This window comes from Streptosporangium sp. H16, assembly GCF_051918855.1.
Classification (GTDB): domain Bacteria; phylum Actinomycetota; class Actinomycetes; order Streptosporangiales; family Streptosporangiaceae; genus Streptosporangium.
Genome location: NZ_JBPXMD010000004.1, coordinates 157870 through 171424, shown reverse-complemented (window position 1 = coordinate 171424; position 13555 = coordinate 157870). Strand labels below are relative to the sequence as shown.

The window sequence follows — 13555 nt, the reverse complement described above, 5'->3', positions numbered from 1 at the left end:
CCTCGCCGGGTACGGGCCGTTCAGCGCTGGACGAGCGGGATGGTGTGCACCGTCTCCCAGCGCTGCCCCGCCACCACGCGGGCGGTGGCGTCGGTGAGGTCGTAGACGACCGACCAGCGGGTGTGCGGCTGGGCCACCCGCCGGAGCAGGCCCATCGCGTCGCGCCAGTCCCGGGTGGCGGGCAGCCCCTCGGCGAGCGTGCGGTAGCGGTGGTCGGCCCGGCGCTGGGCGGCGGACGTGCCGGTCATGCCGAAGTTGGTGAGCATGCGGTCGTCGATGACGTTGAGCCTGCCCCCTGCGTACTCCACGACGGCCGACCCGCCCGCCGCGTCGGCGATGAGGTAGTGGATCTGCGGCCCGATCGTGAAGTCGACGTCGTAGCGGCGCATGATCGCCAACGCCTCGTCCACGGTCGCCGCCTGGTCGAGCATCATCCGGATGACGCGCACGCTGGTGATGTCGGGGCGGTCGGGAGAGCGGGCGGGCAGCCCGCCCTCGGGCGAGGTGGCCATGCCGATCGCCAGGCCCTTCTCGTTGACCCCGTCGTAGGGGGCGAGCACCGCGTGGGCCATCCTGCGGCGGTCGGGCGCGGCGGACAGGTCCGGCGGCGCGGAGCCTCCGATCAGGTGGAACAGGTCGACGACGGAGACCGAGGCGTAGCCGTCGGGCGGGTCGGCGTGCACGATCAGCGCCGGGTTGGGATCCCAGTCGAAGTTGCGGCCGAACAGCGGCCGGTCGCCGCCGAGGGCGAACAGGGAGCAGGCCCAGCCGTCGGCGCGCCCCGCCAGTTCCTCCTCCCCCAGGGGCGCCTCGAGGTCGTACGACCCGTGGTAGGTCATCTCGTACAGCGGCAGGTCGTCGATCTTGCGGAGGCTGCCTATCGTCCGCGCGACGTCGGCGGCGCTCTGGCGCAGCAGCGGTTCCTCCCGCGTTCCGGCCCGCGGCCCGGCGTCGGGGGTGGTGGGCGTGGGGGCGGTGGTGGGCGTGGTTCGCGAGACGGCCCCGGTGGCGGCGGGCACTGCGGCGGGCACTGTGGCAGGCACTGTGGGCGCGCCGCCCGCCGGGGTGGCGCAGCCGGCCGGGAGGATCACCGCCGCGGCCAGCGCGGCCCGTGCCACCGCGCCCGCCGCCGCACCGGGCGGCCTTCCCGCCCTCGGACCCCGGGTCTCCTTCATCCCCGTAGTCTGCGGCACCGGACATCCGTCGTACAGGCTCAGTCGTCCTCCAGGCGGAATCCGATCTTCATGCCGACCTGGAAGTGGCCGATCTCCCCTTCCTCGATATGCCCTCTGATCTCGGTCACCTCGAACCAGTCGAGATGGCGCAGGGTCTGGGAGGCGCGTCGGACCCCGTTGCGGACGGCGGCCTCGACGCTCTCCCCCGAAGTGCCGACTATCTCGGTCACCCGATACGTTCGATCTGTCATCCCCTGCTTCTTCCCGGAAAGCCACGATTACATGACCGTTCGCACCCAGCCGATATGAGGCCTAGATTGGGAATCGTGAAGGGATGGCGCAGGCGCCCGGTGGTTCATCAGGTGACGGACGCCCAGCCCTCCCTGAGCGCCGACATCGGCAAGCGCGAGAAGAGCTACTTCATCAAGATGGGGATCCGGCTGATCTGCCTGGTCCTCGCCTTCACGGTGCCCGCTCCGATGCCCGTGCGGCTGCTACTCTTCGCCGGAGCGATCTTTTTACCATACGTTGCCGTGATCGGGGCCAACGCGCCACCGCGCGGGGTTCCGCATGTCCCTGACGTGGAAGATTCCGGACAAAGCGAGATTCCACGCCACCGACGCGAGATCGGGTCGTGACTAAGTCTTGACGCACCCCAAGGGTAGTAGGTGTACGCTTTAGCCAAGTGCCCTGGTCCCCCGTCGGGGCACTGTTGCCGGCGTTCCGGGCCCCCGTCGGAACGCCGATGAAGCGACGCCGGGTGGTTTGCCCCCGTAACCACCCGGCGTCGCCCTTTTCTCAGACTTTTACATTAAAGCGCCTCGGCTTTGGCATTATTTGTCGCCCAGCGTCTCGGTCGTCGCCTGTTCCCAGTTGCGCGCCAGCGTGGTCAGCCGCTCCACGACGTCCGGCGGCGCCGTGCCCGCCCCCTGGGCCAGGCCGAGCAGATAGGCCGTCAGCGGCGCGGCGGGCCTGGCCACCCCGTGCGCGACCTCCTTGGTCAGGTCCAGCACCTCGTCGCGGTCCATCACCGCGGGATCGATGCCCAGCTCCCGGCAGACCAGCGCGGTCCACTCCGTCAGCACGTTCACATCTCGCTCCTTGTCCGCGGTCGCGCCCGTCCCGCGCCGTCACCGCTCTCGCGGCCCTCGCCGGAACCCACGCCTCCGCCGCCGGAGCCCGGCTCCACCGTCCGGGCCCGCTGTAGATCGTCCATGGTGTCGCAATCGAACCATGGCTGCCCGGTGAGATGAAGCGTGACCGGGGCGAGCGGGGCGAGCAGCCCGTGCAGCGACCGCCCCTCGTAGCGGGCGAGCGCCCGCGCCAGGCTCCGCGCGTGCCACACCCCGGCGAGCCACTGCTCGCGCCCGCCGTCGTCGAGGAGCACCGCCCCGGCCCGGGGCCCGCCAGCCTCTCCGGCGCGCGTCCCGGCCCCGCCCGGAGAGGGCCCCGTTCCCGCGTACGGCGCCGTGTCCCGCCCGTCCCCCGCCCCGGCGGCGTCCAGCAGCGCGTTCACGTGCTCGGCGGTCAGGAACGGGAGATCGGCGGCGAGCAGCGCCACCCACGGCGCGGTCACCTCGGCCAGACCCGCACGAAGCGCCGGGACGGGGCCGCCTCCCGGCGGGTCCTCACGCCGGAAGATCGCGCGCGGCAGCCCGGGGCGGGGCGGCCCGACGACGATCAGCCGTGCCGCGCCGGGCACTGCGGCGGCCACCGACTCGACCAGCGGGCGGCCGGAGACGTGCAGGCCGGGCTTGTCCCGCCCGCCGAGCCTTCGCGCGAGACCGCCCGCCAGGATGCAGGCGTCGTGGCGGGCGGTCATCGGACACCTCCGGGTCTCCGGGCGGGGACGTCAGCCGCCGATGGCGGACATCGGGCGGGACGGCTGCAGGAAGGTCGGGTCGTCGATGCCGTGACCGGCCTTCTTGATCCGGACCGCGGATCGCCAGCGCTCTGCGATCTCGTCGTCACCGGCGCCGGCGCGCATCGCGGCCCTCAGGTCGGACTCGTCGGTGGCGAACAGGCAGTTGCGGATCTGGCCGTCGGCGGTGAGCCGTACCCGGTCGCACGCGCCGCAGAACGGCCGGGTGACCGAGCCGATGACCCCCACCCTGGCCGGGCCGCCATCGACGAGGAACAGCTCCGCCGGGGCGCTGCCGCGCTCCGCCGAGTCGGCGTCGACCAGGTCGAAGTCGGCCTTGAGCATGGCGAGGATCTCATCAGCCGTGATCATGTTCTCCCGGCGCCAGCCGTGCTGGGCGTCCAGTGGCATCTGCTCGATGAACCGGAGCTCGTAGCCCCGCTCAAGGCAGTAGCGGAGCAGCGGCACGGCCTCGTGGTCGTTGATCCCGCGCATCAGCACCGTGTTGACCTTGACCGGGCGCAGTCCGGCGGCGTCGGCCGCCTCCAGCCCGGCCAGGACGTCGGCCAGGCGGTCGCGGTGGGCGAGCTTCTTGAAGGTCTCGCGATCGAGGGTGTCGAGGGAGACGTTGACCCGGTGCAGACCGGCGGCGGCCAGGGCGTCCGCCATCCGGCTCAGCCCGATCCCGTTGGTGGTCAGCGAGACCTGCGGGACGGGGTCGAGCGCGGTGGTGCGGGTCACGATGTCGATGAGCTCGCGGCGGAGCAGGGGCTCGCCGCCGGTGTAGCGGACCTCGGTGATGCCGAGCCGCTCCACCCCGATGGTGACCAGCCGGACAATCTCGTCGGCGGTCAGCAGCTCGGGCTTCGGCAACCATTCGAGGCCCTCGGGTGGCATGCAGTAGGAGCAGCGCAGATTGCAGCGATCGGTGAGGGACACCCGCAGATCAGTCGCAACGCGACCGAACGAGTCCTGCAACACGGGACGCCACCTCCCAGTCGATCACCTGTTGGGACAGGGGGCCAGCCTACGGCCAGCCCCCCGCCCGGCCCTAAAGCAGGCCCTTAACGTTTCAACATCACCACGAGATGGTTGATTCCTGATGAGATGACCTCGTACGCCCCGGCCCGATCGGCCCGCCCCCTGACACGGATCGGTTGCCGCGGATGGGCGGCGGTCCCGACCGGGCCGGCCCGCGTCGCCACGACCGGCCGGATGTCCTCGTACCCGCGAGGTACGCCGAGCGGTCACGGCCTACAACGCCCGATAAAATAAGTGGGATCTCATGTGGAACGTGGGCAAACTGGATCTCGCAACCAAGGAGATCATGATGCCGAACCAGCCCGCACCGAACCTGGTGTCGTGGGCCAGCGAGATCGACGAGAGTACGATCATGCAGGCCGCGCGCGCCGCCCGCCTGCCGTTCGTCTCCGGACACGTCGCTCTCATGCCCGACGCGCACATCGGCATCGGCGCGACGGTCGGATCGGTGATCCCGACCGAAGGGGCGATCATCCCGGCCGCCGTCGGCGTCGACATCGGCTGCGGCATGGTCGCGACCGAGACCACGCTCACCGCCGCCGACCTCCCGGACACCCTCGATGCCCTGATGCCGCTGGTGGAGAGGCGGATCCCGGCCGGCGTCGGCAAGGGCCACGACGACCCGTCCATGGACCGCGCGCTCAGCGACCTCGGCCGCCCGCACACCGGCCTGACCCCTCAGCAGGAGAAGAAGGTGTCGCTGCAGTTCGGCACCCTCGGATCCGGCAACCACTTCGTCGAGGTCTGCCTCGACGAGCGTGACCGGGTCTGGACGGTGCTGCACTCGGGCTCGCGCGGCATCGGCAACCTGCTCGCCACCAAGCACATCGTCGACGCCAAGAAGACGATGAAGAGGCAGGCGATCGGCCTGGAGGACCCGGACCTGGCCTATCTGGTGCAGAACACTCCGGAGTTCACCGCCTACATCGAGGACATGCTGTGGTCGCAGGCCTATGCCATGGCCTCGCGCGCCCGGATGGACAAGGTGCTGAGCAACGCCCTGTTCCGGGTCGCCGGCAAGGGGCAGCGGCTCCGGACGATCAACTGCCACCACAACTTCACCCAGCGGGAGACGCACGACGGCAAGGAGCTGTGGATCACCCGCAAGGGAGCCATCAAGGCCGACACGGGCGACGAGGGCGTGATCCCGGGCTCGATGGGCACGCGCTCGTACATCGTGCGCGGGCTCGGCAACCCGATGTCGTACAACTCCTGCTCCCACGGAGCCGGCCGCAGGATGTCGCGCACCCGGGCGAAGCGGGAGCTCACCGCCACGTCCCTCACCGAGGCGATGCGCGGCCGCACCTGGAACGCGGACCGCGCCGCCGCCCTGGTGGACGAGCACCCGCAGGCCTACAAGCCGATCGACCAGGTGATGGCGGACCAGAAGGACCTGGTCGCGATCCAGCACACGCTGCGCCAGGTGTTCAACTACAAGGGCTGAGCCCGCGCCTCCCGTGCCCCGAAGCCACCTCGGCGTCCGCAACCGTCCAGGGCCGTCGACGGCCCTGGACGAGCGTCACGGGGACAGCGGGAGGCGGACGACGAAGCGCGCGCCCTGGGCGCTGTCCTGGATGGTGAGCGTGCCGCCGTGGCTCTCGGCGATCTGCCGGGCGATGGGGAGACCGAGTCCGACACCTCCCGCGTCCCTGCTCCGGGCGGTGTCCAGCCGGGTGAACCGCTGGAACACCGTCTCTCGCTGGTCGGCAGCGACTCCCGCACCGTCGTCGAGCACCTCCAGTTCCGCGGCCTTCTCCGGGAATCGCGGGTCGCCGTCCGCGCGTCGTACAGTGATCGTGACCGTGGAGGAGGCGTGTCGCTGGGCGTTCTGGACCAGATTGCCGATCAACTGGCCCAGCCGCACCCGGTCACCGCTGACCGTCACGCCCGCCGCCAGGTGCTGGACGATCTTCCTGCTCGGCTTGTGGCCCTTCAGTTCCGTGGTGACGAGCTCGGCGAGATCCACGATTCGTCGCTCGTACGGTACGCCCGTGTCCAGGCGGGTGAGCGTCAGCAGGTCGGCGGCGATCGAATGGAGCCGTTCCACGCTCGGGAGCACGGCGTTGCACAACTCGGCCGGGTCGACGTCCCGCGGCGCCATGAGGGCGACCTCCATCTGGGCGCGGATGGCGGTGATCGGGCTACGCAGCTCGTGGGAGGCGTCGGAACAGAACCGTCGTTGCTGCTCCAGCACGCCCTCCAGCCGGTCAAGTGTCTGGTTGACGCTGCGGGCCAGCCGGTGGATCTCGTCCTTGGCCATGGGGACCGGGACCCGGCGGCCGAGGTCGGTGCTCTGGATGTGGTCGAGCTGGGCCCGGATGGCGTCCACGGGTTTCAGCGAGCGGGTGACGGTGTGCCGCGCCCCGCAGGCCACCGCGATCGTGAAGATGACCGTCCCCGCGACCAGCAGGGCCGTCACGCCCGGATAGACGGCGAACGGCGGCGTCGGCGCGGCACTGTAAATGGTCCAGTCCCCGTTGCGGAACACCTGCTGTGCGACGACGATGTGGCAACGGCCTGACGCGAAGACGGAGTGGCAGATGACGGCGCTGGCCACCCGGTGAGGGGACTTCGGGGTGAAACGCGCCATGGCCGGCTGGTTCCGCAGATCTCTGGTCGCCGCGACCACCCTTCCTCGAGGATCGACCACCTGGATGGGGCGGATCAGGTTCTGCGGGATGGGCGGAAGTGGATCGACGAGTTTTCCATGGTCGACGTAGTAGGCGGCCAGCTCCCCCACAGCGGTCACCTCCTTGGTGAGTTCGCCGGTGGCCGTCCTGTTGATGACGAACAACAGGACGATGGAGAACACGGTGCACAGCGAACCCACCGCCACGCCGGTGAACAGCGCCAGGCGGCCTCTGATCGTGCGGCGTTCAAGCCTCATGACGGCCCCCCGTTCACGGACGGGACCCGGGGCAGCCGGAGGACGAAGCACGCACCGCCGGTGGTGCTCTCCTCGACGTTCAGGGTTCCGTGATGCGCGTGGGCGATGTCACGGGCGATGGCGAGGCCGAGGCCGGTGCCGTTGTGATCGAGCCGGCGGGCGTCGTCCAGCCGGGTGAGACGGTGAAACACACGCTCCCTGTCGCCGAGCGCGATTCCCGGCCCGTCGTCGCTGACCGCGAGCTCGACCACGGCGTGAACGGCGTGCACATCGACGCATACCTGGTGCGTGCAGTGTCTTTGGGCGTTGTCCAGCAGGTTGGCGAGCAGCCGGCCGATCTGGATGGGCACCGCGTTGACGATGCTGCCGGACGCGAGGTGGAGCTGTACCGGACGCTGATCCGACCGTCGGGAAACCTCGGCCCGGACGAGTGCCGCGAGATCCAGGTGCTGTTGTTCGGCGGCCGCGCCGGTCCCCACGCGGGCCAGGAACAGCAGGTCGTCGGTGATCTCCTGGAGCCGCTCCACCTGTCCCAGCATCGATTCGACCAGGTCAGGCAGCCGAACCCCGCCGAGATCCTGTTGCGCCTCCTCCAGCTGCGCGCGCAGTCCGGCTATGGGAGTACGCAGTTCGTGGGAGACGTCCGAGGCGAATCGCCGATGGGAGCGTTCCAACTCCTGAAGCTCCTCCTTGCCCTCGTCCAGGCGCTGCAGCGCATTGTTGATCGTCCGGCACAGACGGGCCACCTCTCGCGCGTTGGCCGGTTCGGAGATGCGCGTGTGCAGGTCGCCGAAGCCGATCACTGCCAGTTCGGAGCGCACCACGTCCACAGGGCGTAACACCCGGCCGGTCACCTTCCAGGTGGCGTACGTGGCCAAGGAGATCAGCGCGACGGCCTCGATCACCAGGATCAGGTGACGGGAGTCCGGCGACGGGAAACCCGCGGCCCGCGGCCCCGCGGCGCGAACCGGCGAGGTGGCCGAGCCGCTGGATCCGGACGCCGGCAACCGCGGCTCGCGGTGGCGCAGGGACCATCGGCTCGCCTGGCCGGGGAGCGGCCCCAGGGCGGCGGCCGGCGAGGCGGCCGGATGGTGGCCCCGCGCCACGGTCCGGGTCCGGCCGAGGTCGGCGGCACGCGATCGCAACCGGCCGGGTGCCGTTCCGGAGCCGGTCTCATTGGCAGCGGGCACGGCCCGCTGAGGGGCTTCCTGCCCTTGGGCGGTGCGTGCGTGGTCCATCGAGTACATCCCCGCCCCCGCGACGAGGAGGGTGAGGAGGGTGAGGACGGCCACGGCGGTGGTCAGCAGGGTGATCTGTCCCCGGACCGATCCCGGCCCGCATCGGATGGCCCGTGTCAGTGACCTCGTACGAGCCGACTTCCACCTCCGGCCTACAAGCGGCAGGCGCAGGTGACGCCCGCTAATACTCGTGCGACCTGTTGAACCGGGCGACCGCTCCTGAACAGAGTCGTCACCCGCCTGCGGGGAACGGGTGCGGGGCCGGTCGGCGGGGTCGATCGCAGAAGGCACACGAGGCGAACAGCAGGGCTTCGGCAGACGGTGAGGCGGATCCTTCGCCCCGCGACGCCAATGGTCGTCATCACCGGTCTCCCCGCACGTGGGCTTCCTGAAGAGCGACGTCTCCGGGGACGGGAGATCGGCCCGCCGCTCCCATGATCTGTCGGTCAGCAGACGCACCAGGCCCGTGGCGATCACCGTCCACGTGAGCAGGGTGATCAGGGGCCACATGAGTATCATCCAGTTGTCGTACGGGTCCGCCATTACCATCCTTCTGGAAAACAGATTCGAGGGGGATGCCGGAGTTCCGAGGGGACCGGGAGCCGCTACCGGCGGGTCGCCACCGCCGTCGCTCCCTTACGCGCCTCAGCCGAGGGGATCCTTTCGCGCCACTTCACCGGGAATGAGTGAACGGTATGAGCTTGGCCTGCGACCAAAGGCCGCCGTATCGCACATTTATGCATGTTTGTACCTCTGCGCTCCGCGCGTGCGACCACCGGTTTGGGGCTCGGTTGGAGTGGACTTGGTCCCTGTTTTACGGACGTCCAAGGTCAGGTGTTCGCCCTCGCGGCCATGTCGCACGACGAGAAGCGCGGGAAGGACGAAGCCGGGCGAAGACCTTGCGCGCTTGAGCGGGCAACGGCTTTCTTCGCGAAAGTGACGTTACGGAGGCCGGGGAACATCGCGGGCCCTCCCCCTCCGGCCCCGTACTTGACACGGCCGACATCTGGGTGGTTCATGGGCCTATGGGGCATTTATCCCGCTGTGACGGTGAAACTGCTGATGAGCCCGATCTCCATCAGTCGTCGTGGCCTGGTTGGCGTGGCCGCGCGCGGGAGTGGCGGCTCGTCGTCGAGTTGCTGCAGGCGGCCAAGATCGGCCGGGGCGGGATCATACTGGTCGAGGGCCGGTCGGGCGTCGGAAAGAGCCGTCTGCTCGACATGGCCGTCACCGCGGCGGCGAGGGCGGGGTTGGAGATCGCCCAGGGCACGGCGGACGAGCTGACCCAGCTGATACCGCTGGCCCCGCTGACATCGGCGCTCGGACAATCCGGCTGTGCGCTTCCCGCAGACGATCACATGACCATCTCCGGTCCGGCCGATCAGCGACTGCTGCTGGTGGAGCGACTACAAGGCCCCCTGGAGCAGCGGGTGGCTCAAAAACCGCTGCTCCTCACCTTGGACGACCTGCAGTGGGCCGACCCGATAACCCTGCTGGCGCTGCGGTCGATGACCAGAGACCTCGCCTCCTACCCGCTCGTCTGGATGCTGACCCGCACCAGCGGCAGCGGCGATGGCCCCCGCCTCAACTGTCTGTTCGACGTACTGGAACGTGACGGCGCGAGCCGGATCACGTTGGAGGCGCTGGACGAGCGAGCAGTGACCGACGTCGTCACCGACGTCCTCGGGGCAGCGCCCGAACCGGAGGTGCTGGCCCTGGCCGACATCGCGGACGGCAATCCCTTCCTGCTCGTCGATCTTCTGGAGAAACTAAAAAGCGAGTGCGTCTTCCGGATCGCCGACGGTCACGCACGGATGATCTCGGCACGACTGCCGTGTGCTCAGGCGATCACCCAGGAACGCCTGGAGGAGCTGTCCGCACCGACCAGGCACATGCTGCAGGGCGCCGGAATCCTGGGCCGTTCATTCTCGGTGAGAGATCTGACCGAGATATTCGGCGAATCGACCAGTGGCCTGTTGCCGATGCTGGAGGAGGCGATGGCGGCCGGCATCGTCGAACCCGCCGGGGACGAGCTCACCTTCCGGCACGATCTGCTGTGGCAGGCGGTGATCGGAACCATCCCCGCCCCCGTACGCCGGGCCCTGCACCACGACGCGGCAGAGATGCTGCTCAACCGAGGCGGGTCGGCCGTTCCCGCCGCCGCGCACCTCATTCACAGCGCCGGCCGCGGTGATACGTCCGCACTCCTTGGACTGGACCAGGCGGCACGGGAGGTGCTGCGGTCCTCACCTCAGACCGCCGCCGACCTCGCCCTGCGGGCGCTGGAACTCAGCGGCTCCACCGACCCCGACTGGTTCGGTCGCGCCACCACCGCGGTCGACGCCCTGACGGTCATCGGACGGCTGTCCGAGGCGGCCGATCTTGCCCGTGCCGCGCTGGGCAGGGCCCCGGCCTGCCACGCGCCTCGCCTGCGATGCGCGCTGGCGCACATCCTGCTGCTGAGCGGCCGACCGGCGGATGCGGTATCCGAGGCCGAAAGCCTGCTCGCCCAAAAAGACCTGCCCGAGGACCTTCGCGGCATCGCCGAATGGACGATGTTCTGGGGGCTTACCTGGCTGAACGACTTCCAGAAAGGACGGCAACAGGCGGAAGCCGTTCTGGCCGATCGAGAGCGGCACACCGATGCCGCCGTGGTCGGAGCTCTCCTGCTGCTCGCCCGGTTCGCGATGGTCGATGGGCGGATCGCCGACTCGTTCGCGCGTCTTTGTGAAGCCCTGCGCATCACCGACAGCGGCACCGCCGAAGCCATCCAGCGCCCGTACACGCGCCTGATACTGAGCCTCCACTACAGAGCCGTGCGTCAGTTCGATGCGGCCGACATCGCCATCCAGGCCGCGGAGGAGGAGATCAACGACCTCGGGCTGACCGTGCTCGCCGCACAACCCGCACTGTTCCGCTCCGTTCTGAATCTGGGCGTCGGTCGACTTGACGACGCCGCCGCCGAGGCCCAAGCCGGGAAAACGATCGCCGAAGAGCTGGGCACACACGGGTTCATCCGCGTCGGGCTGTCCATACTCGCTGTCCTTGCCCTGCGGCGGGGCGACATCGACGCCGCGGTCGGGCACATCGAACGCTTCCAGTCCGTCCACGCCGCGCCCGAGATGTTGTTCGGATCGGTGTGGGAAAGGTGGGTGATGGCGGCGGTGGCCGAGGCCCAAGGTGATCCCGGACGGGCGATCGACATCCTTCACACGATCTACACCGACGAGGAGGAGCGGCGCTGGGCACTCCTCACGACGCCTCTCACGGCCGCCTGGATGACCCGGCTGGCGCTGGCCGCGGCGAACCGTCCGTACGCGCAGGCCATCGTTGACACGGCCGAGTACCTGGCCAGAAACAACCCGGACTTCCCCGTCTTCGCCACCACGTTCGCCCACGCCCGCGGCATTTTCCATCAGGACCCCGGCGCGTTGACCGCCGCCGCCGATCAGCCCGAACCGTGGGCACGCGCCTTGGTCGCCGAAGACCTCGGCGTCCTGTGGGCCACCGATTCCGGCGCCGATGCCTCGGTGAAGGCCGTCGAGTGCCTGGATGAGGCGCTCGACGGCTACGAGCGCATCGGTGCGCTCTGGGACGTGGCCCGGGTGCGAGCCCGGCTGCGGGCACTGGGTGTACGGCGCCGCCACTGGGCCCGGTCCCAGCGGCCGTCTTTCGGATGGGACAGCCTCACCGACACTGAACGCGCGGTGGCCGACCTGGTCGCCCGAGGTATGACCAACCGCCAGGCCGCCGAGCGGATGTTCCTCTCCCCCCACACGGTGTCCACCCACCTTCGCCGGATGTTCGGCAAACTCGACATCGCGTCCCGTGCCGAGCTGGCTCGCATCGTCGCCGAGAAACGCCCCGACCTCCGCAGGACCTCTTAGGCCCGATGGCTGAGATCACGGTGTCGCGAGGCCGGCCCAAGCGGCCGGCGCGAACCTGTCGCCTGGAGCGACGTCGTGGCGGCAGGAGATCGCTCCGGGTCACATCCCGAACGCGATCGACAAGGCCGGAACCGCCGGCCACCTCGCGACTCGACGACCATCGAGTCGCGGCGTCACGCGGGACAGCGGGGCGGCCGGACGCGCTTCCCCGTCAGGCGTGGGCGAGGTGCCGGACCGCCTGACGGCCGTGGCCGAGGGCCCGCCCGGCGATGAAAGCCGACATCGCCACGCTGACCGCCGCGCTCGCCGCCACCGCTGCCGCGAAGGAGGCCGTGACCCCCTCGGCACCCATGAGCATCAGGACGGCGATCGGCAGCCAGGCCAGGGCGGTGGCTCCGGCGGCGACGGCGAGCAACCGGCCGGCGGCACGGACGCCGGGGGCGAGCATGGGATCCCCGGCCGCCTTCGAAGGCAGCGCCAGGAGGAAGGCGAGCATCATCGGCACGAAGAAGCCGCCGGTCATGGCGTTGCCGAACACTCCCATCGGAAACCCGGAGTCCAGGAACACCATGCTCACGTACAGCCAACCGAACAGTGCCGCTGGAACCAGGCACAGGGGCGCGAAGGCGATCACCTCGAAGGGGGCGGAAAGCTCGCTGCGTCTGATCACCCTCACCGCGTTCACCAGCAGCGGGAGCATCGCGAGCACGGCGATCATCGGTGCCGTCGTGAACACCGTGGTGCTCACGACGGCCAGCGGCTCCGCGACCGGCCCGTGCTCCAGAGCGTGCGACCACGTGGCCTCCAGGCTGGCCACCTGCCGGATGCCGGGGTTCCAGAGGTAGGTGAGCGCGATGCCGCCGACGATCAGCACGGCGGCGGGCGGAGTTCGCACGGCGGAGCCTCCTGGGATCAGGTCACGGTTGATCCGGGCGTCGAACGCGCCCGCGAGGAGATCGGCCACCGTGCGAAGCCGCACCGGGCGCGCCTCGATCAGCTCGCGGACCTCCTCCTCGTAGCGCCTGCGCCACGCCATGGGATAGAGCCGCAGCACTCCGACAGCCAGCGCCCGCATCATGACGACCCCCAGGCGACCCCCGCGCGCCTGGCGCCCGTCCGCTCGATCCGGCGCAGCGTCGCGAGCTGCTCGGTGAGCGCGCCCCTGCCGCTCTCCGTGAGCCGGTACGGCTTGCGTCGCTCGCCGGAGGCGACCTGCTCGATCCAGTCGCGCTTCTCCAGGCGCATGAGCGCCCCGTAGAGGGTGCCGGGCTCCAGAGCCGTCCCGGAGAACCCCTCGATGTCCTGGATCATCCGGTAACCGTGTTTGTCGCCCTCGGCGAGGCTGATGAGCACGAGCAGTGCCACGTCGGTGAAGCGCCCGAGGTCCTGTGTTCGACGTCCCATCTATTCAGTAAAACTTAGTAAGTTGGACTAAGCAAGGGTGCCGGCGCGCCCGCCGTCGGTGA

Annotated in this window: 12 protein-coding genes; 3 read left to right on the top strand and 9 right to left on the bottom strand. The window is 69.8% G+C overall.

From position 1 onward, the window contains the following. Positions 1–20: 20 nt before the first annotated feature. Both ACTOQ2_RS08850 and ACTOQ2_RS08845 read right to left on the bottom strand, forming a co-directional pair. Positions 21–1175, bottom strand: coding sequence for a carcinine hydrolase/isopenicillin-N N-acyltransferase family protein (locus tag ACTOQ2_RS08850; RefSeq protein ID WP_440099190.1), 1155 nt, complete (start codon positions 1173–1175; stop codon positions 21–23). 38 nt (positions 1176–1213) lie between these two features. Next, the gene (locus ACTOQ2_RS08845; RefSeq protein WP_440066106.1) at positions 1214–1426 is read right to left on the bottom strand and encodes a dodecin; all 213 of its coding nucleotides are present in this window, start codon (positions 1424–1426) and stop codon (positions 1214–1216) included. Positions 1427–1501: 75 nt separating this feature from the next. Here ACTOQ2_RS08845 and ACTOQ2_RS08840 point away from each other — a divergent pair, with 75 nt between their 5' ends. After that, positions 1502–1813, top strand: coding sequence for a DUF3099 domain-containing protein (locus tag ACTOQ2_RS08840; protein ID WP_440066105.1), 312 nt, complete (start codon positions 1502–1504; stop codon positions 1811–1813). 195 nt (positions 1814–2008) lie between these two features. On the opposite strand, the gene ACTOQ2_RS08835 is transcribed toward ACTOQ2_RS08840, so the two are convergent. Genes ACTOQ2_RS08835 through moaA form a run of 3 tightly spaced genes read right to left on the bottom strand, consistent with a single transcriptional unit; the run spans position 2009 to position 4017 of the window. Next, positions 2009–2266: a DUF6457 domain-containing protein gene (locus tag ACTOQ2_RS08835; RefSeq protein WP_362685971.1), complete on the bottom strand. Its 258-nt coding sequence runs from the start codon at positions 2264–2266 to the stop codon at positions 2009–2011. Beyond that, complete coding sequence (mobA, locus tag ACTOQ2_RS08830; protein WP_440099189.1) at positions 2263–2997, bottom strand: molybdenum cofactor guanylyltransferase; 735 nt, start codon at positions 2995–2997, stop codon at positions 2263–2265. The genes ACTOQ2_RS08835 and mobA overlap by 4 nt, the downstream gene beginning before the upstream one ends. 30 nt (positions 2998–3027) lie before the next feature. Further along, positions 3028–4017 carry a GTP 3',8-cyclase MoaA gene (gene moaA / locus ACTOQ2_RS08825; RefSeq protein ID WP_440099188.1) on the bottom strand — a complete coding sequence of 330 codons (990 nt, stop codon included), beginning with the start codon at positions 4015–4017 and terminating at the stop codon, positions 3028–3030. A gap of 313 nt (positions 4018–4330) precedes the next feature. Between moaA and ACTOQ2_RS08820 the strand changes: the two genes are divergently transcribed. Beyond that, the gene (locus ACTOQ2_RS08820) at positions 4331–5521 is read left to right on the top strand and encodes an RtcB family protein (RefSeq protein ID WP_440099187.1); all 1191 of its coding nucleotides are present in this window, start codon (positions 4331–4333) and stop codon (positions 5519–5521) included. A gap of 75 nt (positions 5522–5596) precedes the next feature. Here the strand turns inward: ACTOQ2_RS08820 and ACTOQ2_RS08815 are convergent, their stop codons facing one another. Both ACTOQ2_RS08815 and ACTOQ2_RS08810 read right to left on the bottom strand, forming a co-directional pair. Further along, positions 5597–6964, bottom strand: a complete 1368-nt coding sequence (locus tag ACTOQ2_RS08815) for a sensor histidine kinase (protein ID WP_440099186.1) — start codon at positions 6962–6964, stop codon at positions 5597–5599. Beyond that, the gene (locus tag ACTOQ2_RS08810) at positions 6961–8256 is read right to left on the bottom strand and encodes a sensor histidine kinase (RefSeq protein WP_440099185.1); all 1296 of its coding nucleotides are present in this window, start codon (positions 8254–8256) and stop codon (positions 6961–6963) included. The genes ACTOQ2_RS08815 and ACTOQ2_RS08810 overlap by 4 nt, the downstream gene beginning before the upstream one ends. Before the next feature lie 971 nt (positions 8257–9227). On the opposite strand from ACTOQ2_RS08810, the gene ACTOQ2_RS08805 reads away from it, so the two are divergent. Then, positions 9228–12089 (top strand): helix-turn-helix transcriptional regulator, encoded by a 2862-nt coding sequence (locus tag ACTOQ2_RS08805; protein WP_440099184.1) that lies wholly within the window; start codon positions 9228–9230, stop codon positions 12087–12089. Between the two features lie 211 nt (positions 12090–12300). On the opposite strand, the gene ACTOQ2_RS08800 is transcribed toward ACTOQ2_RS08805, so the two are convergent. Next, positions 12301–13164, bottom strand: a complete 864-nt coding sequence (locus tag ACTOQ2_RS08800; protein ID WP_440099183.1) for a hypothetical protein — start codon at positions 13162–13164, stop codon at positions 12301–12303. After that, positions 13164–13493 carry a PadR family transcriptional regulator gene (locus ACTOQ2_RS08795; RefSeq protein WP_440066097.1) on the bottom strand — a complete coding sequence of 110 codons (330 nt, stop codon included), beginning with the start codon at positions 13491–13493 and terminating at the stop codon, positions 13164–13166. Before ACTOQ2_RS08795 ends, ACTOQ2_RS08800 begins: the two co-directional genes overlap by 1 nt. Between the last annotated feature and the right edge of the window lie 62 nt (positions 13494–13555).

Bases quoted from the DNA above. Each gene is read 5' to 3' on its own strand.
- ACTOQ2_RS08850 (WP_440099190.1), bottom strand. From the start codon at position 1,175: ATGAAGGAGACCCGGGGTCCGAGGGCGGGAAGGCCGCCCGGTGCGGCG.
- ACTOQ2_RS08845 (WP_440066106.1), bottom strand. From the start codon at position 1,426: ATGACAGATCGAACGTATCGGGTGACCGAGATAGTCGGCACTTCGGGG.
- mobA (WP_440099189.1), bottom strand. From the start codon at position 2,997: ATGACCGCCCGCCACGACGCCTGCATCCTGGCGGGCGGTCTCGCGCGA.
- ACTOQ2_RS08815 (WP_440099186.1), bottom strand. From the start codon at position 6,964: ATGAGGCTTGAACGCCGCACGATCAGAGGCCGCCTGGCGCTGTTCACC.
- ACTOQ2_RS08805 (WP_440099184.1), top strand. From the start codon at position 9,228: ATGGGGCATTTATCCCGCTGTGACGGTGAAACTGCTGATGAGCCCGAT.
- ACTOQ2_RS08800 (WP_440099183.1), bottom strand. From the start codon at position 13,164: ATGCGGGCGCTGGCTGTCGGAGTGCTGCGGCTCTATCCCATGGCGTGG.
- ACTOQ2_RS08795 (WP_440066097.1), bottom strand. From the start codon at position 13,493: ATGGGACGTCGAACACAGGACCTCGGGCGCTTCACCGACGTGGCACTG.